The organism is Allobosea sp. P2_A10 (assembly GCF_056405115.1).
On sequence record NZ_JBFUCS010000012.1, the window covers coordinates 60310 to 85149 of the forward strand.

At 65.8% G+C, this 24840-nt stretch carries 27 protein-coding genes and 1 pseudogene; 13 read left to right on the plus strand and 15 right to left on the minus strand.

Going from position 1 to position 24840, the window contains the following annotated elements; all coding sequences use genetic code 11:
* Positions 1 to 26: 26 nt before the first annotated feature.
* From rpe to AC1DZY_RS17415, 6 genes are all read left to right on the plus strand, one after another.
* A complete protein-coding gene (rpe, locus tag AC1DZY_RS17390) occupies positions 27 to 710 on the plus strand; it encodes a ribulose-phosphate 3-epimerase (RefSeq protein WP_476821394.1) in 684 nt (227 codons plus the stop codon).
* A 148-nt stretch (positions 711 to 858) separates the two neighbouring features.
* Positions 859 to 2166, plus strand: coding sequence for an adenylosuccinate lyase (gene purB, locus AC1DZY_RS17395; RefSeq protein WP_476821395.1), 1308 nt, complete (start codon positions 859 to 861; stop codon positions 2164 to 2166).
* Between the two features lie 31 nt (positions 2167 to 2197).
* On the plus strand, positions 2198 to 2464 hold the full coding sequence (locus AC1DZY_RS17400) for a type II toxin-antitoxin system Phd/YefM family antitoxin (RefSeq protein WP_476821396.1): 267 nt from the start codon (positions 2198 to 2200) through the stop codon (positions 2462 to 2464).
* Positions 2464 to 2874 (plus strand): type II toxin-antitoxin system VapC family toxin, encoded by a 411-nt coding sequence (locus AC1DZY_RS17405; RefSeq protein WP_476821397.1) that lies wholly within the window; start codon positions 2464 to 2466, stop codon positions 2872 to 2874. Before AC1DZY_RS17400 ends, AC1DZY_RS17405 begins: the two co-directional genes overlap by 1 nt.
* 11 nt (positions 2875 to 2885) lie before the next feature.
* A complete protein-coding gene (locus AC1DZY_RS17410) occupies positions 2886 to 3632 on the plus strand; it encodes a metallophosphoesterase family protein (RefSeq protein WP_476821398.1) in 747 nt (248 codons plus the stop codon).
* Between the two features lie 6 nt (positions 3633 to 3638).
* Positions 3639 to 4193, plus strand: coding sequence for an RBBP9/YdeN family alpha/beta hydrolase (locus tag AC1DZY_RS17415; protein ID WP_476821399.1), 555 nt, complete (start codon positions 3639 to 3641; stop codon positions 4191 to 4193).
* Positions 4194 to 4335: 142 nt separating this feature from the next.
* Here AC1DZY_RS17415 and AC1DZY_RS17420 read toward each other — a convergent pair whose 3' ends face one another.
* From AC1DZY_RS17420 to AC1DZY_RS17460, 9 genes and pseudogenes are all read right to left on the minus strand, one after another.
* Positions 4336 to 5451, minus strand: coding sequence for a branched-chain amino acid ABC transporter substrate-binding protein (locus AC1DZY_RS17420; RefSeq protein WP_476821400.1), 1116 nt, complete (start codon positions 5449 to 5451; stop codon positions 4336 to 4338).
* A gap of 138 nt (positions 5452 to 5589) precedes the next feature.
* A complete protein-coding gene (locus tag AC1DZY_RS17425; RefSeq protein WP_476821401.1) occupies positions 5590 to 5955 on the minus strand; it encodes a DUF6867 family protein in 366 nt (121 codons plus the stop codon).
* Between the two features lie 2 nt (positions 5956 to 5957).
* A complete protein-coding gene (locus tag AC1DZY_RS17430; protein ID WP_476821402.1) occupies positions 5958 to 6689 on the minus strand; it encodes an ABC transporter ATP-binding protein in 732 nt (243 codons plus the stop codon).
* Between the two features lie 26 nt (positions 6690 to 6715).
* Positions 6716 to 7525 (minus strand): annotated as a pseudogene (locus tag AC1DZY_RS17435) (ABC transporter ATP-binding protein); the annotation flags it as partial.
* Positions 7525 to 8910 carry a high-affinity branched-chain amino acid ABC transporter permease LivM gene (gene livM / locus AC1DZY_RS17440; protein ID WP_476821403.1) on the minus strand — a complete coding sequence of 462 codons (1386 nt, stop codon included), beginning with the start codon at positions 8908 to 8910 and terminating at the stop codon, positions 7525 to 7527. The gene livM and the pseudogene AC1DZY_RS17435, both read right to left, overlap by 1 nt.
* 2 nt (positions 8911 to 8912) lie before the next feature.
* A complete protein-coding gene (locus AC1DZY_RS17445; RefSeq protein WP_476821404.1) occupies positions 8913 to 9830 on the minus strand; it encodes a branched-chain amino acid ABC transporter permease in 918 nt (305 codons plus the stop codon).
* Positions 9831 to 10098: 268 nt separating this feature from the next.
* Positions 10099 to 11109, minus strand: coding sequence for a 4-hydroxyproline epimerase (locus AC1DZY_RS17450; protein WP_476821405.1), 1011 nt, complete (start codon positions 11107 to 11109; stop codon positions 10099 to 10101).
* A gap of 194 nt (positions 11110 to 11303) precedes the next feature.
* Positions 11304 to 12536 (minus strand): NAD(P)/FAD-dependent oxidoreductase, encoded by a 1233-nt coding sequence (locus AC1DZY_RS17455; protein ID WP_476821406.1) that lies wholly within the window; start codon positions 12534 to 12536, stop codon positions 11304 to 11306.
* A 10-nt stretch (positions 12537 to 12546) separates the two neighbouring features.
* On the minus strand, positions 12547 to 12873 hold the full coding sequence (locus tag AC1DZY_RS17460; protein ID WP_476821407.1) for a cupin domain-containing protein: 327 nt from the start codon (positions 12871 to 12873) through the stop codon (positions 12547 to 12549).
* Positions 12874 to 13128: 255 nt separating this feature from the next.
* Between AC1DZY_RS17460 and AC1DZY_RS17465 the strand changes: the two genes are divergently transcribed.
* The 4 genes from AC1DZY_RS17465 (at position 13129) to AC1DZY_RS17480 (ending at position 15138) form a co-directional block, all read left to right on the plus strand.
* Positions 13129 to 13830 (plus strand): GntR family transcriptional regulator, encoded by a 702-nt coding sequence (locus AC1DZY_RS17465; protein WP_476821408.1) that lies wholly within the window; start codon positions 13129 to 13131, stop codon positions 13828 to 13830.
* Between the two features lie 107 nt (positions 13831 to 13937).
* A complete protein-coding gene (locus AC1DZY_RS17470; protein WP_476821409.1) occupies positions 13938 to 14150 on the plus strand; it encodes an AbrB/MazE/SpoVT family DNA-binding domain-containing protein in 213 nt (70 codons plus the stop codon).
* On the plus strand, positions 14150 to 14530 hold the full coding sequence (locus tag AC1DZY_RS17475; protein ID WP_476821410.1) for a PIN domain-containing protein: 381 nt from the start codon (positions 14150 to 14152) through the stop codon (positions 14528 to 14530). Before AC1DZY_RS17470 ends, AC1DZY_RS17475 begins: the two co-directional genes overlap by 1 nt.
* 95 nt (positions 14531 to 14625) lie before the next feature.
* Positions 14626 to 15138 carry a flavin reductase gene (locus tag AC1DZY_RS17480; RefSeq protein WP_476821411.1) on the plus strand — a complete coding sequence of 171 codons (513 nt, stop codon included), beginning with the start codon at positions 14626 to 14628 and terminating at the stop codon, positions 15136 to 15138.
* Between the two features lies 1 nt (position 15139).
* Here AC1DZY_RS17480 and pcaC read toward each other — a convergent pair whose 3' ends face one another.
* Genes pcaC through pcaB form a run of 5 tightly spaced genes read right to left on the minus strand, consistent with a single transcriptional unit; the run spans position 15140 to position 19402 of the window.
* Positions 15140 to 15526 (minus strand): 4-carboxymuconolactone decarboxylase, encoded by a 387-nt coding sequence (gene pcaC, locus AC1DZY_RS17485; protein WP_476821412.1) that lies wholly within the window; start codon positions 15524 to 15526, stop codon positions 15140 to 15142.
* Between the two features lie 25 nt (positions 15527 to 15551).
* Positions 15552 to 16331, minus strand: coding sequence for a 3-oxoadipate enol-lactonase (pcaD, locus tag AC1DZY_RS17490; RefSeq protein WP_476821413.1), 780 nt, complete (start codon positions 16329 to 16331; stop codon positions 15552 to 15554).
* Positions 16332 to 16349: 18 nt separating this feature from the next.
* Positions 16350 to 16760, minus strand: coding sequence for an aconitase X swivel domain-containing protein (locus AC1DZY_RS17495; RefSeq protein WP_476821414.1), 411 nt, complete (start codon positions 16758 to 16760; stop codon positions 16350 to 16352).
* Positions 16751 to 18010, minus strand: coding sequence for an aconitase X (locus AC1DZY_RS17500; protein ID WP_476821415.1), 1260 nt, complete (start codon positions 18008 to 18010; stop codon positions 16751 to 16753). The genes AC1DZY_RS17495 and AC1DZY_RS17500 overlap by 10 nt, the downstream gene beginning before the upstream one ends.
* Positions 18011 to 18013: 3 nt before the next feature.
* Complete coding sequence (gene pcaB, locus AC1DZY_RS17505) at positions 18014 to 19402, minus strand: 3-carboxy-cis,cis-muconate cycloisomerase (RefSeq protein ID WP_476821416.1); 1389 nt, start codon at positions 19400 to 19402, stop codon at positions 18014 to 18016.
* Between the two features lie 170 nt (positions 19403 to 19572).
* On the opposite strand from pcaB, the gene AC1DZY_RS17510 reads away from it, so the two are divergent.
* Positions 19573 to 20025, plus strand: a complete 453-nt coding sequence (locus AC1DZY_RS17510; protein ID WP_476821417.1) for an SRPBCC family protein — start codon at positions 19573 to 19575, stop codon at positions 20023 to 20025.
* Between the two features lie 43 nt (positions 20026 to 20068).
* On the opposite strand, the gene AC1DZY_RS17515 is transcribed toward AC1DZY_RS17510, so the two are convergent.
* A complete protein-coding gene (locus AC1DZY_RS17515; protein WP_476821418.1) occupies positions 20069 to 21412 on the minus strand; it encodes a methyl-accepting chemotaxis protein in 1344 nt (447 codons plus the stop codon).
* Between the two features lie 335 nt (positions 21413 to 21747).
* Here AC1DZY_RS17515 and AC1DZY_RS17520 point away from each other — a divergent pair, with 335 nt between their 5' ends.
* Together AC1DZY_RS17520 and AC1DZY_RS17525 are read left to right on the plus strand one after the other, a co-directional pair.
* Positions 21748 to 22248 carry a (2Fe-2S)-binding protein gene (locus AC1DZY_RS17520; RefSeq protein ID WP_476821419.1) on the plus strand — a complete coding sequence of 167 codons (501 nt, stop codon included), beginning with the start codon at positions 21748 to 21750 and terminating at the stop codon, positions 22246 to 22248.
* A gap of 87 nt (positions 22249 to 22335) precedes the next feature.
* Positions 22336 to 24714: a xanthine dehydrogenase family protein molybdopterin-binding subunit gene (locus tag AC1DZY_RS17525; RefSeq protein WP_476821420.1), complete on the plus strand. Its 2379-nt coding sequence runs from the start codon at positions 22336 to 22338 to the stop codon at positions 24712 to 24714.
* Positions 24715 to 24840 lie beyond the last annotated feature (126 nt).

Sequence of the window (24840 nt, forward strand, 5' to 3'; positions counted from 1 at the left end):
GTGCGCGCGGGGGCTAAACCGCCCCCATGAGCTCCCCCATCCGCATCGCCCCCTCGATCCTCTCGGCCGATTTCTCGAAGCTGGGCGACGAGGTGCGCGCGATCGACGAGGCCGGCGCCGACTGGATCCATTGCGACGTGATGGACGGGCATTTCGTGCCCAACATCAGCTTCGGCCCCGATGTGCTGAAGGCGATCCGCCCGCACACGAAGAAGCCCTTCGACGTCCATCTGATGATCGCGCCGGTCGACCCCTATATCGAGGCCTTCGCCAAGGCTGGCGCCGATCTGATCTCGCTGCATGTCGAGGCCGGGCCGCATGTGCATCGCTCGCTGCAGGCGGTGAGGGCTCACGGAAAGAAGGCAGGCCTCGTGCTCAACCCCGGCACGGATGCGAGCGCGCTGGAGCCGCTGCTCGACGCGGTCGATCTCGTCTTGCTGATGACGGTCAATCCCGGCTTCGGCGGGCAGAGCTTCATCCCTTCTGTGGTCGACAAGATCGCCCGCGTCCGCGCCATGATCGGCGAGCGACCGATCGAGCTGGAGATCGATGGCGGGGCGACGCCCGAGACCGCGCCGCTGGCGGCGAAGGCCGGCGCGAACGTATTCGTCGCCGGCTCGGCCGTGTTCAAGGGCGGGCCTGCCGCCTATGCCGGGAATATTTCCGCGATCCGCAAAGCGGCGCAAGCCGCGCGCGGGCAGTGGGTTTGAACTGTAACTGCGCCGTCATTCCGGGCGAAGCGAAGCGCAGACCCGGAATCCATCATAGGGCGCTGTCGAGCTTTATGATGGATTCCGGATCGGCGCGGCTTTGCCGCTGGTCCGGAATGACGGCACGCGTCGTGACAAGAGGTCGAGCATGATCCCGCGCTATTCCCGCCCTGAGATGGTCGCGATCTGGGAGCCGCAGACGCGGTTCAGGATCTGGTTCGAGATCGAGGCTCACGCCACCGACAAGCTCGCCGAACTCGGCGTGGTGCCGAAGGAGGCCGCCGCGACGATCTGGGCCAAGGCCAGGGACGCCACCTTCGACGTCGCCCGCATCGACGAGATCGAGCGCGTCACCAAGCACGACGTCATCGCCTTCCTGACGCATCTGGCCGAGATCGTCGGGCCGGAAGCCCGCTTCGTCCATCAGGGCATGACCTCGTCGGATATCCTCGACACGACGCTGTCGGTGCAGCTCGCGCGCGCCACGGACATCCTGATCGCCGATGTGGAGGGGCTGCTCGCCGCCATCAAGCGCCGGGCCTTCGAGCACAAGCTGACGCCGACGATCGGCCGTTCGCACGGCATCCATGCCGAGCCGGTGACCTTTGGGCTCAAGCTCGCGCAGGCCTATGCCGAGTTCGACCGCTGCAAGGCTCGCCTGGTCGCGGCGCGCGCCGAGATCGCGACCTGTGCGATTTCGGGCGCTGTCGGCACCTTTGCCAATATCGATCCGAGCGTGGAGGCCTATGTCGCGCAGAAGATGGGGCTGACGCCTGAGCCGGTTTCGACCCAAGTCATCCCGCGCGACCGGCACGCGATGTATTTCGCCACGCTCGGCGTCGTCGCATCATCCGTCGAGCGGCTTGCGACCGAGATACGGCATCTGCAGCGCACCGAGGTCTACGAGGCGGAGGAGTTCTTCTCGCCCGGCCAGAAGGGCTCCTCGGCGATGCCGCACAAGCGCAATCCGGTGCTGACCGAAAACCTGACGGGTCTCGCGCGCCTCGTGCGCGGCATGGTCGTGCCGGCGCTGGAGAACGTCGCGCTCTGGCACGAGCGCGACATCTCGCATTCCTCGGTCGAGCGCATGATCGGGCCTGACGCCACCGTGACGCTCGATTTCGCGCTGGCGCGGCTGACCGGTGTCGTCGACAAGCTGCTGATCTATCCGCAGAACATGCGCAAGAATCTCGACAAGCTCGGTGGCCTGCATAACTCCCAGCGCGTGCTGCTGGCCCTGACCCAGGCCGGTGCGAGCCGCGAGGAGAGCTACTCGCTCGTGCAGCGCAACGCGATGCGGACCTGGGAGCACGGCGAGGACTTCCTCACCAATCTGAAGGCCGACAAGGACGTGACGGCCAAGCTCTCAGCCGCCGAACTCGAAGCGATGTTCGACGAGGGCTATCATTTCAAGCATGTCGACACGATCTTCGCGCGGGTGTTCGGGGCTGCTTGAACCAACTGGTCAACCAGTCTAAATTCGACGGATGATCACCGTCGGCGCCTTCGAGGCCAAGACCAAATTCTCCGAACTGCTCGACCGCGTCGAGCGGGGCGAGGAGGTCGTGATCACGCGCCATGGCAAGACCGTGGCGCGGCTGGTCGCCGACAATACGCATGCCGACCAAGCCGGGGCTCTTGTCGAGCGTGTCAGAAACCGGCGCGACGCCATCGCGGCGCGGCTTGATGCAGCCGGCGAACAGCCGATTACAGCAGATGAGATCGTGGGCTGGGTCGGTGAAGGCCGGCGCTGATGGGCTTCGTCCTCGATGCGGGCATGACGCTTGCGCTGTTCCTGCCCGATGAAAGCCTTCCCGCCGGCGACGTCGCCGAGCGCATCTTTCGTGACGGGGCGATCGTGCCGATGCATTGGCCGTTCGAGGTCGCGAATGGCTGTGTGGTGGCGCGGCGCCGAGGCCGGCTGACGGCGCAGGAAATGGCGCTTATCCTCGGCGATATCGAGGTCATGAACGTCGTGCTGGATGTTCCGGACCATCCTTCGTTGAGGCCCGCCATGCTCGAACTCGCTTTCGCGCATAATCTGCCGGTCTATGACGCAGCCTATCTCGAACTGGCCCTGCGGCGGCGGCTCACCCTCGCGACACTGGACAGGCGCATGCGCGACGCCGCCCAAAGCGTTGGTTGCGCGGTGCTGGCGAACTGACGGGAGCGACCATGCGCATAGCAGTCATCGCGGACATCCACGGCAATTTCGGTGCACTTCAGGCCGTGGTCGAGGATCTGGAGCGGACGAAGCCCGATCTCGTGGTCAATCTCGGCGATTGCCTGTCGGGGCCGCTGCAGGCGCGCGAGACGGCCGATCTGCTGATGGCCAAGAACTGGCTGACGGTGCGCGGCAACCATGACCGCTATCTGATCGAGACGCCGATCGACGAACTTGCCGAATCCGACAAGGCGGCTGCCCTGCAGCTCTCGCCGGAGCATTTCGACTGGTTGAGGGCGCTGCCGTTTTCGACGCGGGCGGCTGACGACGTCGTCCTGTTCCATGCGACGCCGGGCGACGACAACACCTATCTGACCGAGCGTGCGGCGGGCCTAGGTCGCGAGATCAGGCCGCTCGAAGACGTCGAGGCCGATCTCGCCGGCGTCGCGGCGAGCCTGATCCTGTGTGGCCATTCGCACATCCCACGCGTGACCGAACTGTCCGGCGGCCGGTGCATCTTCAATCCCGGCAGCGTCGGCCAGCCGGCCTATTGGGACGACCAGCCTGTTCTGCACGGGATGCAGGCCGAGAGTCCGCATGCGCGCTACGGCATCGCCGAGCGCTGCCGCACGGGCTGGCGTTTCTCTTTCGAGGCGCTGCGCTATGACTGGAACTCCGCTGCCGAACTCGCCCTGTCGCGTGGCCGCCGCGACTGGGCCCATGCCCTGTCGACCGGCCTTGCCCTGATGCCTGATTGAGTCGCCATGAAATCCTCCGACGCTGACATTCTCATTGCTCCCGGCCTGGGCGGCTCCGGCCCCGACCATTGGCAGAGCCGTTGGCTGGCCAAACTCTCGACAGCGCGCCTCGTCGAGCAGGCGAACTGGCACAGGCCTGCGCGCGATGAATGGGCGCAGCGCATCGTTGCGGCGGTGCGTGCGGCCAAGCGGCCGGTCGTGCTGGTCGGGCATTCCGCCGGCGTCAGCGCCATCGCCCATGCGGCCGAGCACCTGAAGCCGGGGGAGGTCGCTGGCGCATTTCTCGTCGCGCCTCCCTCGGAGGCGACCAAGCGTACGATCGAAGAGATTGAGCCGGCCTTCGCCAAACACCGGCGCGAGACCCTGCCGTTTCCCGCCGTACTCATCGGCAGCGCCACCGACCCTTACTGCACCCAGAAGGAGGCGAAAGCGCTGGCGCAGGCCTGGGGCGCGGATTTCGTCGACGCCGGCGACAGCGGCCACATCAACACCGAGTCGGGGCATGGCCCCTGGCCGGACGGGCTGCTGCAATTCGCGGGATTTCTCAGGCGCCTGGGCTGAAACGCCGAACTGGCCTGTCATTCCGGGTTCGAGCCTTCGGCTCGCCCCGTAACGACAACAAAAAACCGCCCCGGCTTCCACCGGGGCGGTCTCGTCTTACGCGTGAGCGCGATCAGTCTCGAAGGTCAGAGAGCCTTGGAGATCAATTCTCGACGTAGGTGATCTTGCCGTCCGCACCCTTCTTCCAGGTGTACATGGTGTAGTCCGGGCGGGTGATGTCGCCCTTCTTGTCGTAGGTGATGTCGCCGATCACGGTCTTGAAGGTCTTGCCCGAGCGCATGTACTCGGCGACCTTCTTGGGATCGAGCGACTTGGCGCCCTCGGCCGCCTGCTTCAGGATTTCGACCGAAGCGTAGGAGTAGAGCGTGTAGGCTTCCGGCTTGAACTTGCGGGCCTCGAACTTCTTGAGGACTGCAGCCGCCTGCGGGCGCTTCTGCGGGTCCGGCGGGAAGGTCATCAGGGTGCCTTCGACACCGGGTCCGCCGATCGTCGAGAATTCGTCGGTGGTGATGCCGTCGCCCGAGATCATGACCGTCTTCAGGCCCTGGTCGCGCATCTGACGCACGATCAGACCGCCTTCAGTGTGGAGACCGCCCCAGTAGAGGTAGTCCGCGCCGGTCGACTTCAGCTTGGAGATGAGCGCCGAGAAATCCTTCTCGCCGGCGTTCACGCCCTCATAGAGCACGTCCTTGACGCCAGCCTTGGTCATGCTCTTGCGCGTCTCGTCGGCCAGGCCCTGACCATAGGTGGTCTTGTCGTGGACGACGGCGATCTTCTTGCCCTTGAGGTTCTTGGCGATGTAGGCCGCCGCGACCTCGCCCTGCTGGTCGTCGCGGCCGCAGGTGCGGAAGACGTTCCAGAGGCCGCGCTCGGTGATCTTCGGGTTGGTGGCCGAAGGCGTGATCATGGCGATGCCGTTCTCGGCATAGACTTCCGAGGCCGGCATGGTGACGCCGGAGTTGAAGTGGCCGACCACGAACTTGACGCCGTCGCCGACGAACTTGTTGGCGACCGAGACGCCCTGCTTGGGATCGGAGACGTCGTCACCAACCGAGAGCACGATCTTCTGGCCCATGATGCCGCCGGCGGCATTGATGTCCTCGATCGCCTGCTCGGTGCCGTTCTTCAGCTGCGCGCCAAAGGCGGCGTTGGGACCCGTGATCGGCCCGGCGACGCCGAACTTGATCTGGGCATTGGCCACGCCGGAGAAGGCGAGGACCGCGCCGAGCGCAATACCGCTCAACAGCAGTTTCTTCATGAGATCAACTCCCCTGTCTTATAACCATGAACGGGCCGGAATGTCCGCCCGTCTCGGCGCGTGGTGCTACCGTGAAACGCAGTCTTGCGCTTTTTCAACGGTCTGTCACGCGTCAAGCTCGCTTGATCTTTTCGTCTTTCAGACGCCTGCCGAGCCGCCCTCTCGAGCCTTCCAGCCGAAGGGGCCGGTGCGCTCGTAAAGCCAGCGATACTGCGTCGTCATCTGCTTGGCCCTGTTGTAGCGCCAGCCGGCGAAGCCGAAGCCCATCAGCACGATGGTGTCGACGACGTAGTAGTGAAACGTCAGCAATGTCGCCTCGAACAGGGCGAAATGGATGAAGCGCACGACCAGCCCGAGCACGAGCATGTAGATGACGATCTGCCAGGCCGGCTTCCAGGTTCTGGCGATGGCGCGACCCGACATCCATGCGAGCCAGCCGCCCATCACCACCGTGACCAGCAGGAACAGCCAGACCGTCGGTTCTTCGTAAAGGATGCCCTGCATCGTCAGTGCCTCCCGCCTTCGAGATAGGCTGCCCGCACCTGCGGATTGGCCAGCAGTTCCTGGCCGGTGCCGCTCAGGGTGACGACGCCGTTGACCATGACATAGCCGCGGTGGGCGAGCTTGAGCGCATGGAAGGCGTTCTGTTCGACCAGGAAGACGGTCAGTCCTTCGGTCTTGTTGAGTTCGCGGATCGCCTCGAAGATCTGCTTCACGATCAGCGGGGCGAGGCCAAGCGAAGGCTCGTCGAGCAAAAGCAGCTTCGGGCGGGCCATCAAGGCGCGCGCGATCGCCACCATCTGCTGCTCGCCGCCCGAAAGCGTGCCGCCGCGCTGCTGGAGACGCTCCTTCACGCGCGGAAAGAGCACGCAGATCTTCTCGAGATCCTCGTCGAAATGGCTGAGGTCGCGCACGGCCGCGCCCATCTGCAGGTTCTCGAACACGGTCATGCGCGGGAAGATGCGGCGTCCCTCGGGGGACTGGGCTATTCCCAGGCGCGCAATCTCGTGGCTCGGCATCTTGGTGATGTCGCGGCCCTCATAGGTGATCGTGCCTTCGCGCGCCTGCGGGTTGCCGAAGATCGTCATCATGAGGGTCGATTTGCCGGCGCCGTTGGCGCCGATCATGGTCACGATCTCGCCCTCGCGGACGTCCATATCGACGCCCTTCAGCGCGATGATCTTGCCGTAATAGGTTTTGACGCCGCGTATGGCGAGCAGGGGAGCGGTCTCAGTCACGCGATTCCGACCTCCGCTTCGACAGCCGCGACCTCTTCGTCGTCGACGCCGAGATAGGCTGCGATCACCTTCGGGTCGGCCTGGATCTGGGCTGGCGTGCCGTCGGCGATCTTGGTGCCGTAGTCGAGCACCACGACATGGTCCGAGATTTCCATCACCACCGACATGTCGTGCTCGATCAGGAGCAGGGCAGTGCCGATGTCCTTGCGGATCGAGAGCAGCAACGTGTTGAGGTCGTGGCTCTCGCGCGGGTTCAGGCCGGCGGCCGGCTCGTCGAGGCACAGCAGCACCGGATCGGTGCACATGGCGCGCGCGATCTCGAGGCGGCGCTGGTCGCCATAGGGCAGGTCGGCTGCGGGATCGTCGGCGCGGTCGATCAGGTTGATCTTCTCCAGCCAGAACGTGGCCTTCTCGATCGCTTCCTTCTCACGCGCCTTGTAGCCGCCGATGCCGAGCACGCCGAGGAAAGTGAAGCCCGAGGCGATCATCAGCGGGTTGTGCTGCGCGACGAGCAGGTTCTCCAGAACCGTCATGCCGCCAAACAGGCGGATGTTCTGGAAGGTGCGGGCGACCTTGGCTTTCCAGGAGATCTGGAAATCGGGCATGCGTTCGAGCAGGAAACTGGACCCTGAATCCTGCGTAAGCGTCATCATGCCTTCGGTCGGCTTGTAGAAGCCGGTGATGCAGTTGAAGACGGTGGTCTTGCCGGCGCCGTTGGGGCCGATCAGCGCGGTGATGTCGCCCTTGCGGGCCTCGAAGGAGAGGTCGTTGACGGCGGTCAGGCCGCCGAAGCGCATGGTCAGATGCTCGACCTGAAGCAGCGGGGGATGTGCCATCAGCCGTGCCCCTCCTGCACCATGTCCGACGAGATCTGCTTCTTTTCCTTCAGGAAGGCGGTGGGCTCGCGGGTCGAGATCAGTCCGCGCGGCTTCCAGATCATGATCACGACCATGGCGAGGCCGAAGATCAGCATGCGGTATTTGGTCGGGTCGAAGTCATTGCCGAAGATCTGCTTGAGCCAGTCGAGCTCGCGCAGCAGTTCCGTGCCGCCGACCATCGCGATGGCGGCGATGGCGCAGCCCCAGAGCGAGCCCATGCCGCCGAGCACGACGATCGCCAGGATGATCGCCGACTCCATGAAGACGAAGGATTCAGGCGAGATGAAACCCTGACGCGCCGAGAAGAACGCGCCGGCGAAGCCGCCGAACATCGCCCCGATCGAGAAGGCCGTCAGCTTGGTGTTGGTGGTGTTGATGCCGAGCGAGCGGCAGGCGATCTCGTCCTCGCGCAGCGCTTCCCAGGCCCGGCCGACGGGCAGGCGTCGCAATCGCAGGGTGACGAAGGCGGTCAGCAGGGCGAGCGCCAGGATCAGGTAGTACAGGAAGATCGTGCGGTAGAGCGGCGAGAATTCGAGACCGAACCTCGCCGCGAAACCCTCGTCGCTGGCGTTGAACGGAATGCCGAAGAAGCTCGGGCGCGGAATGCCGGAGATGCCGGCATAGCCGCCGGAGAAATCGACCCAGTTGATCAGGACGAGCCGGATGATCTCGCCGAAGGCCAGCGTCACGATGGCGAGATAGTCGCCGCGCAGGCGCAGTACGGGGAAGCCGAGCAGCATGCCCCAGAAAGCGGCGAGAATACCCGAGAGCGGCAGCAGGACCCAGAATGACAGGCCGAAATTCTTGGCCAGCAGCGCATAGGAATAGGCGCCGACCGCATAGAAGGCGACATAGCCGAGGTCGAGCAGGCCGGCGAGGCCGACGACGATGTTCAGCCCCCAGCCGAGCATGACGTAGATCAGGATCTGGACGCCGAAATTGTCGATCCATTTCAGCGCGCCGCCCCAGCCGGTCAGGGTGATCGCGATGATCGGGAAGGTGATCAGAAAGCCGAGACCGATGGCCGAGAAGAAGCCGGAATGACGCTGGAAGAAGGCGAAAGTGCCGTGCGGCAGAATACGGACGATCGGCTTGTCCTTGGCCTTGCCGCGCTCTTGCTGGCGCAGGACCACGAGCAGCCGGCCGACGAAGACAATGGCGACTGCCCAGGCGACGGCCTCCCAGCGCTGGTCGAGCACCAGGACGTTGTCGAGGTTCTGGCGCGTGCCCCAGGCGATGATAGGGATGCAAAGGCCGAAGGTGACGAGGGCCGCAAAGCCCGCCTCCTTGAAGGCCGCCTTCATGTCGTAGCCGGAGCCGGCCGGGGTCGGGACGCTGGTCATCGTCAGACCTTCTCGACTTCGGGCCGGCCGAGCAGGCCAGACGGCATGAAGACGAGCACGACAGCCAAAATGCAGAAGGCCGCGACGTCCTTGTAGTCGATGGTGAAATAGGCCGACCACATCACCTCGATCAGGCCGATCAGCAGGCCGCCGACGACCGCGCCGGGCAGTGAGCCGATGCCGCCCAGCACCGCGGCCGTGAAGGCCTTCACGCCCGGAATGAAGCCGTCATTGAACGAAACCACGCCGTAGAGCACGAGGTACATCACGCCCGCCACCGCAGCCAGCGCCGCGCCCATCACGAAGGTGATCGAGATGGTGCGGTCGACATCGACGCCCAGCAGCGCCGCCATCTTGCGATCCTGTTCGCAGGCACGCTGCGAACGGCCCAGCGGCGTCTTCTGGACGATCCACCAGAAGGCAAGCAGCAGCACCGCCGTCGTCACGATGATGACGATCTGCTTGTAGGAAATCTGGACGGTGTAGGTCGCGCTGTCGATCAGCGTGATCGCGTTGTTCAGCATCGGCGCGGTCGACTTGTTGCGCGGACCCTGCACGAGCTGGACGAAATTGGTGAGGAAGATCGACATGCCGATCGCCGAGATCAGCGGGGCGAGGCGGAATGAGCCGCGCAGCGGCCGATAGGCGACGCGCTCGATCGCCCAGTTCCAAAGCGAGGTGAAGAACATCGCCAGGATCAGCACGAAGATCAGCGCGACCACGATCAGCCCCGCACCGAACCAGGAGGCGATCAGCATGAAAAAGATCAGCGCGATGAAAGCCGACAGCATGAAGATGTCGCCATGGGCGAAGTTCACCATGCCGATGATGCCGAAGACCATCGTGTAGCCGATGGCGATGAGGCCGTAGATCGACCCCAGGGTCAGCCCATTGATGAGCTGCTGGAGAAACACTTCCATTGACGACGCCTAACCCCTCTCATCCGCTCCCGTTCTTTTCACAGGCATGACGCCTGCGCATGCGGGATGCGATTGCTATGCAGAGCTACCAACGGCTTGCAGCTTCGACAATCGCGCCGGGCCATATTTCTGTCAAAAACAATCTGGCCGGGTGTGCACACCAAATAAGCAGACAATTCTGCGGCCAAGCCCCTATTCAGCGCAAGATGATTGCTGCCTGTGCAGCGGGTTTACGGTCACATCGACGTGAACCGGACTGTCCCTGGCTTCAGGAGCGGTCCGCCACCGTGAAGCCGTGCGCCAGCGGGTCGCGGTCGTCGATGAAGATGGTGTTGTAGCCGGTCATCCGGGCCCAGCCCTCGATCGAGGGGATGATCGCATCGTGTGGGCCGACCTTCGCGGCTGCTTCGACGCGCCCCTTGAACAGCGTGCCGATGATGCTCTCATGGACGAATTCGTCGCCGACCTTCAGCTTCCCCTGCGCCGCCCATTGCGCCATGCGCGAGGAGGTGCCGGTGCCGCAGGGCGAGCGGTCGAGCGCCTTGTCGCCATAGAACACGGCGTTGCGGGCGTGGGCCTCGGGCCTGGTCGGCGCGCCGGTCCAGAGGATGTGGCTCAAGCCGTTGATCGCCGGGTTTTCCGGGTGGACGAACTGATATTTGGCGTTAAGCGCGGCGCGCAGCTTCGGGCTCCATCGCAGCAAGTCGGATGGATTCACATCGGCGATGTCGTGGATCGCCGCTTGAGGATCGACGATCGCGTAGAAATTGCCGCCATAGGCGACATCGACGGTGACCTCGCCAAGGCCCTCGATCTCGGCGGTGAGGTTCGTCGCGTGCAGGTAAGATGCGATGTTGGTGATGCGGACGCTGTCGACATAAGGGCCGTTGCGGACATAGGTCGCGGTCACGAGGCCGGCGGGCGTATCGATCTTCAGTACGCCCTCCTGTCGCGGCGTCACCAGCCCGCGCTCCAGCGCCATAGTCACGGTGCCGATGGTGCCGTGGCCGCACATCGGCAGGCAGCCCGAGGTCTCGATGAAGAGGAAGGCGATGTCGGCGTCGTCACGCGTCGGCGGGTAGAGGATTGCGCCCGACATCATGTCGTGGCCGCGCGGCTCGAACATCAGACCGGTGCGGATCCAGTCGAACTCAGCCAGGAAATGCGCGCGCTTCTCGACCATGTTGGCGCCCTTCAGGACAGGGCCGCCGCCGGTGACCATGCGCACCGGGTTGCCGCAGGTGTGGCCGTCGACGCAGAAGAAGGTGTGGGTCGTCATGGGTTTGGCTCGGTCGGTTGGGATTTTGATTCAGAACGCAAGTCTTGCGGCGGACCCACAGCCCTCATCCTGAGGAGCGCCTGCAGGGCGCGTCTCGAAGGATGCTCCAGGAGGCTCCGGATATATCTGGAGCATCCTTCGAGACGCCGCTGCGCGGCTCCTCAGGATGAGGGCTGAGTAGGGTCATGGCCACTTCAAAACCGCTTGGGGCTGAATGGCGCGAGATCGATCGCCGGAGGACGGCCGGCGATCAGCTCTGCGACGAGGTCGGCCGTCGCCGTCGATTGGGTCATGCCGTAATGGCCGTGGCCGAAAGCGTAGACGACGTGAGCATTGCGGGTGGCGGCGCCGATCACCGGCAGGGAATCGGGCAGGGACGGGCGAAAACCCATCCAGAGTTTGCCGGTGTCGAAGGCGGGCAATCCGTCGACGAAACCTGCCGCCTTGTCATAGAGCACTTTCGTGCGGGCATGATTGGGGGCTGCGTCCAGCCCGCCGAACTCGACCGCGCCGCCGATGCGCAGGCCCGATTCCAGCGGCGTCATCACGAAGCCATGGCCCTCGAAGCCGACCGGGCGCTGGGTCAGGCCAGTCACGCCGGGAAAGCTGACATTGTAGCCGCGCTCGGTGTCGAGCGGGATGCTGTCGCCCAGCGCCGATGCCAGCGGTTTCGACCACGCGCCGGCCGCAACGACCGCGCGGTCGACCACGCGCTGCCAGCCATCGGGTCCAATGAGGGCAGGGCGCTCGCCCGTCGAGATATTGGTGACCTCGGCCTTCTCGAAGATCGCGCCGCGCGCCAGCGCCGCCTCGAACAGCGCCAGCGTCAGCTCCAGAGGGTCGCTGATATGGGCGGTGTCGGGATGGAAGGCCGCGCCGACGAAGCCCGGGTTCAGCGCCGGCTCGAACTGGCGCAACTCGTCGGGGCCGATCATCTCGACCTTGATGCCGAACTCCGCCTGGCGCCTGGCGACGTGGCTCGCCTCGTCGAAGGCCGACTGATCGGTGAAGGCGTAGAGCCCGCCCTTGCGGTGGATATGGCCGGTCAGGCCGGCGCTCTCGGCGCGCGCCAACCAGGCCGGCAGGGCGCGTTGCTGGAGCGCCGCCAGCCTCTGGATCGACCGTTCATAGGCGGCCGGACGCGCCGCCAGCACGAAGCGGACGAGCCAGGGCAGGAGCTTCGGAAGATAAGCCGGCCTAATCGACAATGGCCCGAGCGGGTCCATCAGGAATTTCGGCACCTGTCGCAGTATCTTGGGGCTCGCGATCGGCAGGATGTCGGTATGCGCCATCCAGCCGGCATTGCCGCGGGACGGGCCGAAGGCCGGCCCCTCCTTGTCGAGGATCAGGACGTCATGGCCCTCGTCGAGCAGCGCATGGGCGATTGCCGCGCCGACGATGCCCGCGCCGATGACTGCAATTTTCACGACCGGGCCTTCATGGCAGCGACAATTCCTTCAGTGCCGAGGGCTGCTTGACCTCGATCTCGACGAAGGCGATCGGATGGGCCGAACCGTTCATCACATCGTGCTCGACCCCGGCCGGGCGCATATAGGCCTGCCCCTGCGCGAGCGGGACATCGGTTTCGGTCTTGCCGTCATGGATGCGCAGAGTCCCGGCCATCAGCATCACCACGAAATAGGGCCAGCCATGGCTGTGCCAGCCGGTCACCGCGCCGGGCTCGAAGTCCCAGCGCGTGATGCGGATGGTCTCGTCATCCTGCTGGATGGTCGCAATGGCTGGAATCGTGCAGGTGAAGGCCATCGGCGTTCCCGGTTTCTGAACAATCGGCGATGCTGATTGGAGCTGATCGTGAGCGTCCCGGCCAGCCCGATCTGTCAAGGACAGCGCGCCGACCGGCCAGATCAGCCGGTTTCGCCATGACACAATGTTCCTTGCGCGGCGGAGCCTTTCGCTTGCAGATTGCACCGCGGCGACAAGCGCACCCACCATGACCGAGATTGATATATCAATGCTTCATCCTGCGTCAAACCGGAGTCCGTATCGAAAGCCGACAGCATGACCATGCGTTTCGCCGCCGATGCGAACCTCGAAGGGGAGGTGGTCGCCCTGCTTCCGGGCGGCGCCTTGAGCCTCGCGGAAGTCGCCTATCGTCGGCTCGAGGAAGCGATCGTGACGCTTTCGCTGCGGCCGGGCGCGGTGCTGACCGAGGCACAGCTGATCGATCTCGTCGGCGTCGGGCGTACGCCGGTGCGGGAGGCGCTGATCCGACTGGCGCAGCAGGGGCTCGTCGAGATCCTGCCGCGCAAGGGCGTCGCGGTCGCCGACATCAACGCCATCGACATCATGGCCGCGCTCGATGCACGCGAGGTGCTGGAGCGTCTCATTGCCTCCGACGCCGCCAAAAGGGCGAGCCCGGCCGAGCGCATCGCCATCGTCGAGCGGGCGCGGGCGATGCGGGCGGCGGCCGAAGCAGGCGACGCCAACGCCTATATGCGGATCGACAAGGAACTCGACGGGGCGGTCGCCGCCGCCGCCCGCAGTCCCTACGCGACGCGCGCCGTCGAGCCGTTGCAGGCGCTGATCCGGAGGGCCTGGTATCATTTCGAGCGTCAGGACGATCTGCTGCCGGCGGCCCACCACCATGTCGCCTTCGCGCAAGCGCTGGCGACGGCTGATCCCGTGGCGGCGATGGCGGCGAGCGACGCGCTGATGCTGCATCTGCGGGCCGGGCTGCTGGCGACGCTGGGGCGCGAGTGAAGCACGGCCTGCTCATATATTTAAAGCGCCCGCAGGCGTGGAATGCGCTGCCGCCCCCGATGTGATAGGTTCTTACGAACGAGCGATCGATCGATAAAGAGCCCGTCATGACCGCGCGCGCGAAACTCTCGTCGAAATTCCAGATCAGCCTGCCGAAGTCCGTCAGGCAGGCACAGTCCTGGCAGGCAGGTCAGGAGTTCGTCTTCATTCCCAAGGGCGCCGGCGTGCTGGTCATTCCCGCGCCCGACATCGAGGATCTGCGTGGCATCGCGAGGGGCGCAAAGCGCGACGGCTATCGCGTTCGCAAAGACCGCGTCTGATGCGGGTCGTCGACACGTCGGCGTGGATCGAATGGCTGACCGATTCACCGACCGGTGTCTTGCTGGAGCCGTTCTGGCCAGTCCGCGACGATCTTGTCGTGCCGACCCTCGTCCAGTTCGAACTTGTGAAATGGATCACGCGTGAAGTGTCCGAGGAGGCGTCCGATCGGTTGGTCGCCTATACCCAGACGTGCCACGTCGTTGCGCTGGACACGCGTATCGCATTGCGCGCCGCCGAACTCGGCCAGACCCGCAAGCTGGCGATGGCCGATGCGATCATCTACGCGACGGCGCTGGAACTGGGCGGGGATTGCGTGACGTGCGACCGGCAATTCGAAGGACTGGAGCAGGTTATTTTCGTTCCGAAGGATAGCGGCTGACATCCTTTGGGTTCTTACGCGGAAACCCTGTCTGGCTTTCACCTGCCGAACTCCCTAAATCGGGGCGACTACGGATCGTCCCCCTGACAGAGCCAATGACCGAGATTGCCGAATTCGTGCGCTCGCACGCGCCAGACGCTCCCGCTTTCCGCGATGCGATGGCGCAGGTCGCGAGCGCCGTGCATGTCGTCACGACGGCCGGAATCGCCGGCCGGACGGGGCTGACGGCGACGGCCGTGGCCTCGGTCTCGGATGCGCCGCCGACAGTGCTCGTCTGCATCGAGGCCAGCAGCCGAACGCTTGCCGCGATCCGTGCGAATGGCGTGTTCTGCATCAACACGCTTCCCGGCGATCAGGTCGAGCTCGCCGAAATCTTCGCTGGCCGGCGCGGCATCGAGGGCGAGGCGCGATTTACCTCGCCGCGCTGGAGCAGGCTTGCGACCGGTGCGCCGGTCCTCGACGACGCCATCGCCGCCTTCGACTGCCGGCTTGTCGCGATCCACGAGGCGGCGAGCCATCGCATCGTCGTCGGCGAGGTGGTGGCGCTGGGCGGAGCGGGCAGGGGCGCCGGCCTGATCTACCGCCGCCGGCGCTTCGAGACGGTCTGAACTAACCTTCGGCGTCGATCTCGGCGAAGACGCTTGCCGCTTCCTTGAAGGCGTGGTTGGCGGCGGGCACGCCGGCATAGATCGCCGCCTGCATCAGCACCTCCTTGATCTCGTCGCGTGTCAATCCGTTGTTCAGCGCGCCGCGGACATGGATGCGGAACTCGCCCCAGGCCCCGAGCGCGGCCGCGATCGACAGCACGATGATCGAGCGTTCGCGCCGGACGAGGCCGGGCCGGTTCCAGATGTCGTTCCAGGCGGTGCGGGTGATGAAATCCTGCCAGTCCCGATTGAAATCGGTGATGCCGGCGCTGGCCTTGTCGACATAGGCGTCGCTCAGGACGGCGCGGCGCGTCTTCATGCCAGCGGCGTGGCGTTCGCTTTCGTCCATGACGGGCTCCTCAGGTTCTGCTGTATCAGGCTTGCAGGAAGTCGAGCACGGCCTTGCCGAAGGCGTCCGGCTGCTCGAGGTTCGACAGATGGGCGGCATCGAGTTCGATCCGCTGCGCACCGTGGATGGCGTCGGCGATCAGATTGCCGGCGGCCGGCGGCGTCGCCGGATCGACCTTGCCGATGATGACGAGCACGGGATTGGCGATCGCGCGGATCGGCTCGCGCTGGTCCATGTCGCGGATCGCGGCGCAACAGCCAGCATAGCCGAGCGGCGGCGTCGTCGCCAGCATGGCACTGACCTTCGCAACAGTGGCGGCATCACGCTCGCGAAAATCCTTGCTGAACCAGCGTTCCAGCGTCGGCTGGACCAGCCCGGCCATGCCGTTTGCGCGCACGGCTTTGATGCGGCTGTTCCAGAGGTCGGGCGGGCCCATCCGCGCGCCGGTGTTGGCGAGCACGACGCGGTCGACGCGTTTGCGGGCATGGGTCGCCAGCCACTGGCCGACCATCCCGCCCTTGGACAGGCCGCAAAAATGGGCGCTCTCGATGCGCAGATGGTCCAGGATCGCCAGGGCGTCATGTCCGAGTTCGGCGATCGAATAGGCCCGGTCCGGCGCGGTCGACTGGCCGTGGCCGCGCGAATCATAGCGCACGACGCGGAAGGACTGCGCCCACAACGCGATCTGCGGATTCCACATCGTCAGATTGGTGCCGAGCGAGTTCGACAGCAGCAGCACGGGTGCGTCCGCCGGCCCGTCGAATTGCAGGTTGAAGGGCTCGCCCTTGATGGTCTCGATCGGCATCGGCCTCGTCTCCTGGTCTCACTGGACGGTGAGCGCGCCCGCGCTCGATAGCAGAATGCGGCGGCCGGCGAGTGCCTGCTGCTGTGCCGCCGGCAGGCGATAGGCCGGCGGCGTCGCCCAGCCCATCTCGCGCGCCACGATGATGCCGAGCAGCAGGATCGCGTCGGGCTCGTCCATCAGCAGGGCGGCTGGCGCCTTGCCGGCATGAACGAGTTCGAGCAGCACCGCCGAGGCGGAGGACGAGCCGATCGTGCCCGGCAGCGCCAGGATCGTGCCGGCGACGTTGCGGCCACGCTGGGGATGGCGCGCATCGATGATCATGCCGCTGCGCGGATCGACGCCGCCCCAGAAGCTGATCGGCGCGGTCAAGGCGAGGCATTCGCCGCTGGCGTCGGCGCCGGGAATCAGGATTTCCGTCGTCAGGACCATGCGCGCGGCTCCCGAATGAGCCGGCCGGCGACCGCGCTCTCGACGCATTCGGCGAGCGAACCGTAGCTCACGGCATATCCGGTGTTGCCGGGCGCATAATGGGCGAATTTGCCGGAGTTGGTCATCAGCACGGCGTCTTGCCGTTCGGGCAGGATCGGGGTCACGACGACACAGGTATCGACCACGAAGACCAGTCCGGCGGCCTCCAGCGCGGCGCGGCGGCCATCCCTGGCGAGCGGCCCGACGACATGGCGGCCGGTGTTGGCGTAAAGCGGCACGCTCAGCCTGCGCCCCGCCAGAAGCTGCTCGACCTCGGTGATTTCTGCGAGCGAGAGATGCGGCGAGCCGATCGCGACGGCGTCGATGCGGTCGGTGTCGCCGGCGGTCGAGAGCCGCGCCAGCGCATCCTGCACCTGCGCGGGTGTCAGCACGACGGTTTCGCGTGCCGGCACATGGCCCAGCGCCGTCTCCGTGTCGGGCGCTTCAGGCGTCACGCCGGCGATATGGAACAGGCCGACGCCGCCGGCCGATGCGGCTGCCGCGCCGAGCGCCTTCAGCCGGTCCTCGGTCGTGCAGCCCTGCAAGCCGTCGATGACCGCGATCGCGCTGCCGGCGAGGCGGCCGAGAAGCGTGCCGAGCACGGGGTAGAACACGTCCGAGGCGCGCAAGGCCGGCGACAGGCGGCCGGCGTCGATCAGCAGCGTGGCGACACGGTTCTCCGGCCGGTGCAGGCCGTAATCGGGCGCGACGCCGGCAATCGCGCAGGCGATATCGAGGAAATCGCCATAGCGGTTGGTCCGGGCGCCGAGCACTGAGTTGCAGAACACGACCGCGTTGGATTCGCCCCAGGCGACGTCGGTTCCCTTGGCGGGGCGATGGCCGGCCTGATAAGGCGCGCAGGTCCAGCTCGGCTCGCAGCCCATCGCCTCATAGGCGCGCATCATCCGGCCGGCCATGTCGCGCTCATGGTCGGCCAAGCGGATCGCCGCGCAGCCGGCGGGCGCGAGCGCGCCGACGTTCAGCGTGGCGCGGACCGCCACCTTCGCGCCGTCGGCAACCAGCCGCTCGGCGAACAGCGTGCCGGAATCGCCATGGTAGAGCGCGCCGTCGATATGGGCGGATGCGACCGGGATCAACCGGGGCGCGCCCATGAGCCGCGCCGATTCGGCGACGATCCGCATCGCCATGGCGGGGCCGGGACCTTCGTCGCCTGCGGCGGCGACTTGTTGTTCTGGTGTCAGTTCAAGCATAACTCATGCCGGATTCGTTTCGGGGGCGGCCTTGTTGCGCGATGTCTCGCAGCGGGCGAGCACGCGGTCGATGATGGCGTCCGACGCCCCGCGATAGGTCGTGGGGTCGAAAAGATCGGCCAATGCGGCCTTGTCGAGATGCGACGTCACGGCCGCGATGTCCCCGAGCACGTCGCGCAGATGCCGCTTCTCGGACAAGCAGGCGCGGCTCGCTTCCTCCAGAAGGTGATGGGCCTGCGCCTTGCCCAACGCGCCTGCGAGCGCGCCCGAGACGCGCTCCGACATGACGAGTCCGTGGGTGAGATCGATGTTGGCGCGCATGCGCTCCGGAAAGACCTGAAGCCCCTCGAGCAGCGTCACAGCCTGCGCGAGAGACGATCCGGCGATGCGGAAGAGTTCGGGCAGCGTCGGCCATTCGGCATGCCAGCCGCCGAGCGCGCGCTCGTGCTCATGCGGCATGGCGGCAAGCATGGTGGCGACGAGGCCCGGCGCGCGCTGCGCCGCCGCAAGGATCAGCGTGCAGAGCACCGGATTGCGCTTGTGCGGCATGGCGGAGGAGCCGCCCTTGCCGGCGGCCTCCGGCTCGGCCAGTTCGCCGATCTCGGTCTGGGCCATCAGGGAGACGTCGCGCGCGATCTTGCCGAGATTGCCCGTCAGGATGGCGAGCTCGCTCGCAAGGCGGACGATGCGATGGCGCTGCGCGTGCCAGGGTATGAACGAAGGCTTCGCGCCCCGCGTCAGCTCCACGAAACGCGCCTGGACGCGGTCGCCATCGTCACCGAAAGCCGCCAGAGTGCCGGCAGCTCCCGCTAGCTGGACGACCGGCGCCGCCAGAATGGCATGAAGGACGTCCCGGCTCTCCAACAAAGGATCGAACCAGAGCGCAACCTTGACGCCGAAGGTGATCGGGACGGCCTGCTGCAAAAAAGTCCGGCCGATCACGGGCGTCGCGCGATGCGTCTCCAACAGCGAACGCAGGGCGTCGACCAGCCGGTCGAGCCGGAGCCCGACGAGCTTCAGGCCGCGGCCGAGGACATGGACATAGCCGGAGTCGATCACGTCCTGGCTGGTCGCGCCGTAGTGAACCCACTTGGCCTGCTCGGGCGATGCATCGGCCACACGCGCGATCAGCGCCTTGACCAATGGGATTGCGGGGTTGCCCGCCAGCGTCGCCGCGCGTCCGAGTTCGGCGATGTCGTAGAGGTCCGGGTCGCATTGTCGGATGACGGCAGCCGCCGTGCCGGCGGGCGCGATGCCTTCGGCTTCCAGCGCGCTTGCGAGCATCGCCTCGAAACCGAGCATGCCGTGCAGCAGCGCCCTGTCGCTCATCGCCGAAGCCATTTCGCCGTCGACGAAAATCTCGCCGAACAGAGCTGAAGCGCCTGATGTCATCGGGAGGCGCGAGTCATGCGGCGGCTGCGATGCGTCTTCACGCCTGGTCCTCTTGTGCCGGTCGGCGCTTTCCGCTCATGGATAGGCGCGACAGCCTTGGATAGACCCGAGGCGGGGCCGCCTGCAACAGCGGCCGGTCGTTGGCCGCATGGAGCTCGGGGAGAAGCGCGATGGCGATGACGATGAATGGCGAGGTGCTGCTGCCCGCCGCCAAGGACGTGGTCTGGGCCAAGCTCAACGATCCCGAGGTGCTGAAGGCCTGCATCCCCGGCTGCGATCAGCTGAACAAGGATGACGAGACGCATTTCTCGGCGGTCGTGAAGATCAAGCTCGGCCCGGTGAAGGCGACGTTTCGCGGCAAGGTCGAACTTGTCGATCTCGACCCGCCCAACGGCTACCGGATCCAGGGCGAGGGCGAGGGCGGCATCGCGGGTTTCGCCAAGGGCGGCGCGAAGGTTGCGCTCAGCGAGGCCGAAGCCGGCCAGACGCTGCTGCGCTACGATGTCGAGGCGCAGGTCGGCGGCAAGCTGATGCAGCTTGGGGCACGCCTGATCGATTCGGTCTCGAAGAAGCTCGCCGACGAGTTCTTCGCGAATTTCGCCAAAGCGGTCAGCGAGGGCTGAGCCGAACCCTGTTCAGGGGTTTGATCGGCGAGAGCTGAATCCGTCACGACGCCCGGCGCAGGGACGCCAGCGCATCTCCGACCGTCGCTTCGGCCGCGCCAACCTGGCGGGCGATGCCGGCCGCCGCGTCGTTGGCGCGCTCCAGCGTCCTGGCCGTCCGCTCAAGGCTGTCATTCACGTCGTTGGCGCTGGCGATCGCCTCGTCGGAGCTTTCGGCGACGGCGGACGCATCGCGCGCGATGCTGGCCGTGACGGTGCTCTGCTGCGAGACGGCGTCCGAGATCGCCTCGGAATCGAGCCTGATCTCGCCGATCGTCGCGCCGATCGAGGCGGCGTGCGCGCTGCAGGCCTGTGCGCTCAAGGCGAGTTCGGCGATCTGGCTGGCGATGTCCTGCGTCGCGCTGGCGGTCTGTGTCGCCAGCGATTTCACCTCGGAAGCGACGACGGCGAAGCCCCGCCCGGCTTCGCCTGCGCGAGCGGCCTCGATCGTGGCGTTGAGCGCAAGCAGATTGGTCTGCGCTGCGATGTCGGAGATCATGCCGACGACCTTGCCGATGCTGTGGGTGACGTGGCGCAGGCGGGCGATGGCCTGGTTCATCTGATCGGCGTCGAGCACGGCGCGGTTGGCGATCGTCAGGCTCTGGCGGGCACGCTGGCCGATCTCGGCAATGTTGGCCGACATCTCCTCGGTGGCGGCGGCGGTCTGCAGCGATTTTTCGCGCACCAGCACCGAGGCGCGCGCCAGCGAGCCGACCTTGTCCTTGATGAAACTGGTGGCGTCGGTGGTTTCGCTTGCCGTCGAGACGAACTGCTCGACGGCAAGGCTGATCGTCGCGTCGAGCCCGCCGATCCGCGTGTTCAGCGTTGCGGCGGCCTCGTCGAGGGCGATCTCGCGACGTTTGGCCTCGCCGGCCTCGATGTCCTGATCGAGCGTGATGGCGGTGTTGATATCGTAGGTCAGGATGCGTTCGATGATGAAAAGATCGCGCGCCAGCTGTCTGGGCGACAGGATCATCGCCCTTCGGCTTTCGAGCAGGATCTCCTTGAGCAGCGCCATGCTGATGGAGACGCGGGCGCGCGGCCCGACCTTCGCCTTGCGCTCGAGCCGGCAGAGTTCGTCTATCGACGCGCGGTAGCGCTCGCCGAAGACGCCCTCGAACAATAGTCGGAAATGATTGCTTTCGAGCGGATACAATTCCGCCGCGACGGGGCCGACCGAGTTGCGCAGCGCCGGGTGGATCGTGAAGGCGCGCTCGAAATCCTCCAAGACGAGGCGATCGATGACGCGGTCGACGATCGCGCGGTAGCGCTGCAGCCGCGCCCGCTGCGCATCGCCATAGCCGATCGCGCGCAACCGGCGCTGGATCTGGTCCTCAATCGACAGCACTGCGCAATCCATGATCGCGACGACGACACGTCGCCACGCGAGTTCGACTCTGGCGGAGGGCTGTTAAGAATCAGCAAATGTCGCCCAGAGGCGGCCGGGGGCGTCTCGCGAATTCGCGACGTGATGCCGCAACGGCGAAAAACCACGTCAAAACGTGACCAAACGGCTGGTTCCGCAATTCACCTGACCGCTTGACCGCGCAAAAACGCGGGTCCACATTCCGTTTTGAGCTGTTCCAAGGAAAAGCTTCCCTTCGTGCAAGCGAAGGACCGATACGCGACGGCTTCGAGATGTCTTAGCCGGGCGCCAGACCCGGGTCACAGGAGGAAGTCCCAATGGCCACCGTTTCGATGACGGTGAACGGCAAAGCCGTCACCGGCACAATCGATCCCCGCACGCTGCTCGTGCAGTTCCTGCGCGAGAACCTTCGCCTCACCGGCACACATGTCGGCTGCGACACCAGCCAGTGCGGCGCCTGCGTCGTCCATGTCGATGGCAAGGCCGTCAAATCCTGCACGACGCTGGCGCTGTCGCTCGAAGGCGCCGAGGTGACGACGATCGAGGGGCTGGCCGTCAACGGCACGCTGCACCCGATGCAGGAAGCCTTCCGCGAGCATCACGGGCTGCAATGCGGCTACTGCACGCCGGGCATGATCATGGCCGCCGTCGATATCGTGAACCGTCGCGGCAACGTGCTCGACGAAGCCACGATCCGCGAGGATCTCGACGGCAATATCTGCCGCTGCACCGGCTACCACAACATCGTCAAGGCGATTGCGGCCGGCGCCGAGGCCATGGGCGGCAAGGCCGCGCCGGCCCGCCAGGCCGCCGAGTAAGGCGTTTCAGCCCGCGCTATCCCGCGCGGGCTTTTTCTCATGCCATGACGCGCCCGCCAGAGGCGCCGTGCGAGGAGGGGAACACCAATGTCGTCTCAGTCAAGCTCCGCAACCGGAATCGGCGCATCTGTCCGCCGCAAGGAAGACCACCGCTTCATCACCGGCCAGGGCCGCTACACCGACGACATCAACCGTCCGGGCCAGACATACGCCTATTTCCTGCGCTCGCCGCATGCGCATGCCACGCTGAAGACAATCGACGCGAAGGCTGCAGCCAAAATGCCGGGCGTGCTCGGCATCTTCACGGGCGACGATCTCGCCGCTGACAAGGTCGGCGGGCTGATCTGCGGCTGGATGATCCACAACAAGGACGGTTCGCCGATGCGGGCCGGCGCCCACCCGGCGCTGGCGCAGGGCAAGGTGCGCTATGTCGGCGACCATGTCTGCGTGGTCGTGGCCGAGACGCTGTCGCAGGCGCGCGACGCCGCCGAGGCGATTATCGTCGACTACGGCGTGCTGCCGGCGGTGGTCGATACCGCGAAGGCCGCCGGCGCCAAGAGCGTCGTCCATGCCGAGGCGCCCGACAACACCGTGTTCAACTGGCATCTCGGCAACAAGGACGAGACCGAGCAGGCCTTCAAGGTCGCCAAGCACATCACGAAGCTCGACATCGTCAACAACCGGCTGGTGCCAAACCCGATGGAGCCGCGCGCGGCAGTCGGCGACTATGATCAGGGCGAGGGGCAGTTCACGCTCTACACCACGAGCCAGAACCCTCATGTGGCGCGCCTCGTGCTCTCGGCCTTCATCGGCATCGCGCCCGAAAACAAGCTGCGCGTGATCGCGCCCGATGTCGGTGGCGGTTTCGGCTCGAAGATCTTCATCTATGCCGAGGAGACGGTCTGCGTCTGGGCGGCGAAGAAGGTTGGCCGGCCGGTGAAATGGACCTCGGATCGGACCGAGGCCTTCCTGTCGGACGCGCATGGCCGCGACCATGTCACCCATGCCGAACTCGCGACTGATGCGGACGGCAAGATCACGGCGCTCCGGGTCAAGACCACCGCCAATCTCGGCGCCTATCTCTCGACGTTCTCGTCCTCGGTGCCGACCTATCTCTATGCGCCGCTTTTGTCGGGCTCCTACGACATCCCGGCGATCTATGCCGAGGTCGACGCGGTCTACACCAACACCGCACCCGTCGACGCCTATCGTGGCGCGGGACGGCCCGAGGCGACCTTCGTGGTCGAGCGGCTGGTCGAGGTCGCGGCGCGCGAACTCGGCAAGGACCCGGCGAAGTTCCGGATGCAGAACTACGTCAAGAAGTTCCCGCACCAGACCCCGGTGATCATGATGTACGACGCCGGCAATTACGGCGCGTCGATGAAGAAGGCGCTGGAGATCATCGACTACAAGGGGCTGGGCAAGCGCAAGCGCGACTCCGCCCGCAACGGCAAGCTGCGCGGCATCGGTTTCTCCTCCTATATCGAGGCGTGCGGCATCGCGCCCTCGGCTGCGGTCGGGTCGCTTGGCGCAGGCGTGGGCCTGTGGGAATCGGCCGAGGTCCGGGTCAATCCGGTCGGGACGGTCGAGGTCCTGACCGGCTCGCACAGCCACGGCCAGGGTCATGAGACGACCTTCGCCCAGCTCGTCTCGGGACGGCTCGGCATCCCCATCGAGAACGTCTCGATCATCCATGGCGATACCGACAAGGTGCAGATGGGCATGGGCACCTATGGCTCGCGCTCGGGCGCGGTCGGGATGTCCGCCATCTTCAAGGCGATCGACAAGGTCATCGCCAAGGGCAAGAAGGTCGCGGCCTATGTGCTGGAGGCCGATGAGGCCGACATCGACTTCGCGGACGGCCACTTCAAGGTGAAGGGCACCGACAAGACGCTCGATTTCGGCTCCTGCGCGCTGCAGGCCTATGTCGCCCACAAGTTCAACGGCCAGGATCTCGAGCCGGGGCTGAAGGAGGGCGCGTTCTACGACCCGACCAACTTCACCTTTCCGGCCGGTGTCCATATCTGCGAACTTGAGATCGACCCCGAGACCGGCGTCACCAAGATCGAACGCTGGGCGGCGGTGGATGATTTCGGCAACGTCATCAACCCGATGATCGTCGAGGGCCAGGTCCATGGCGGCATCGCCCAGGGCGTCGGCCAGGCGCTGCTCGAAGGGGCGAAATACAATGCCGACGGGCAGCTCGTGACCGCGAGCTTCATGGATTACTGCATGCCGCGCGCCGACGACCTGCCGTCCTTCGATGTCGGCATGACCGTGACCGCGTGCCCGTCCAATCCGCTCGGCATCAAGGGCTGCGGGGAGGCCGGCGCGATCGCCTCGCCGCCTGCCGTCATCAACGCCATCACCGACGCGCTCGGCCATGAGGACATCGCCATGCCGGCGACGCCGCAGGGCGTCTGGCGCGCCGCACAGAAGAGCATCAAGAGAATGGCAGCCGAATAATTGAAACGCGTCATGGTCGGACTTGATCCGACCATCTCTCCCCGGTGAGGCGTTGAAACGCACTCTCGAAGAGATGCCCGGGTCAAGCCCGAGCATGACGGTTCTGGAACCGAGCGGAGAACCACC

What these genes read in the sequence shown, in the direction of transcription:
- rpe (WP_476821394.1), top strand. Translation starts at nt 27, where the DNA reads ATGAGCTCCCCCATCCGCATCGCCCCCTCGATCCTCTCGGCCGATTTC.
- purB (WP_476821395.1), top strand. Translation starts at nt 859, where the DNA reads ATGATCCCGCGCTATTCCCGCCCTGAGATGGTCGCGATCTGGGAGCCG.
- AC1DZY_RS17400 (WP_476821396.1), top strand. Translation starts at nt 2,198, where the DNA reads ATGATCACCGTCGGCGCCTTCGAGGCCAAGACCAAATTCTCCGAACTG.
- AC1DZY_RS17405 (WP_476821397.1), top strand. Translation starts at nt 2,464, where the DNA reads ATGGGCTTCGTCCTCGATGCGGGCATGACGCTTGCGCTGTTCCTGCCC.
- AC1DZY_RS17410 (WP_476821398.1), top strand. Translation starts at nt 2,886, where the DNA reads ATGCGCATAGCAGTCATCGCGGACATCCACGGCAATTTCGGTGCACTT.
- AC1DZY_RS17415 (WP_476821399.1), top strand. Translation starts at nt 3,639, where the DNA reads ATGAAATCCTCCGACGCTGACATTCTCATTGCTCCCGGCCTGGGCGGC.
- AC1DZY_RS17420 (WP_476821400.1), bottom strand. Translation starts at nt 5,451, where the DNA reads ATGAAGAAACTGCTGTTGAGCGGTATTGCGCTCGGCGCGGTCCTCGCC.
- AC1DZY_RS17425 (WP_476821401.1), bottom strand. Translation starts at nt 5,955, where the DNA reads ATGCAGGGCATCCTTTACGAAGAACCGACGGTCTGGCTGTTCCTGCTG.
- livM (WP_476821403.1), bottom strand. Translation starts at nt 8,910, where the DNA reads ATGACCAGCGTCCCGACCCCGGCCGGCTCCGGCTACGACATGAAGGCG.
- AC1DZY_RS17445 (WP_476821404.1), bottom strand. Translation starts at nt 9,830, where the DNA reads ATGGAAGTGTTTCTCCAGCAGCTCATCAATGGGCTGACCCTGGGGTCG.
- AC1DZY_RS17450 (WP_476821405.1), bottom strand. Translation starts at nt 11,109, where the DNA reads ATGACGACCCACACCTTCTTCTGCGTCGACGGCCACACCTGCGGCAAC.
- AC1DZY_RS17460 (WP_476821407.1), bottom strand. Translation starts at nt 12,873, where the DNA reads ATGGCCTTCACCTGCACGATTCCAGCCATTGCGACCATCCAGCAGGAT.
- AC1DZY_RS17465 (WP_476821408.1), top strand. Translation starts at nt 13,129, where the DNA reads ATGACCATGCGTTTCGCCGCCGATGCGAACCTCGAAGGGGAGGTGGTC.
- AC1DZY_RS17470 (WP_476821409.1), top strand. Translation starts at nt 13,938, where the DNA reads ATGACCGCGCGCGCGAAACTCTCGTCGAAATTCCAGATCAGCCTGCCG.
- AC1DZY_RS17475 (WP_476821410.1), top strand. Translation starts at nt 14,150, where the DNA reads ATGCGGGTCGTCGACACGTCGGCGTGGATCGAATGGCTGACCGATTCA.
- AC1DZY_RS17480 (WP_476821411.1), top strand. Translation starts at nt 14,626, where the DNA reads ATGACCGAGATTGCCGAATTCGTGCGCTCGCACGCGCCAGACGCTCCC.
- pcaC (WP_476821412.1), bottom strand. Translation starts at nt 15,526, where the DNA reads ATGGACGAAAGCGAACGCCACGCCGCTGGCATGAAGACGCGCCGCGCC.
- pcaD (WP_476821413.1), bottom strand. Translation starts at nt 16,331, where the DNA reads ATGCCGATCGAGACCATCAAGGGCGAGCCCTTCAACCTGCAATTCGAC.
- AC1DZY_RS17495 (WP_476821414.1), bottom strand. Translation starts at nt 16,760, where the DNA reads ATGGTCCTGACGACGGAAATCCTGATTCCCGGCGCCGACGCCAGCGGC.
- AC1DZY_RS17500 (WP_476821415.1), bottom strand. Translation starts at nt 18,010, where the DNA reads ATGCTTGAACTGACACCAGAACAACAAGTCGCCGCCGCAGGCGACGAA.
- pcaB (WP_476821416.1), bottom strand. Translation starts at nt 19,402, where the DNA reads ATGACATCAGGCGCTTCAGCTCTGTTCGGCGAGATTTTCGTCGACGGC.
- AC1DZY_RS17510 (WP_476821417.1), top strand. Translation starts at nt 19,573, where the DNA reads ATGGCGATGACGATGAATGGCGAGGTGCTGCTGCCCGCCGCCAAGGAC.
- AC1DZY_RS17520 (WP_476821419.1), top strand. Translation starts at nt 21,748, where the DNA reads ATGGCCACCGTTTCGATGACGGTGAACGGCAAAGCCGTCACCGGCACA.
- AC1DZY_RS17525 (WP_476821420.1), top strand. Translation starts at nt 22,336, where the DNA reads ATGTCGTCTCAGTCAAGCTCCGCAACCGGAATCGGCGCATCTGTCCGC.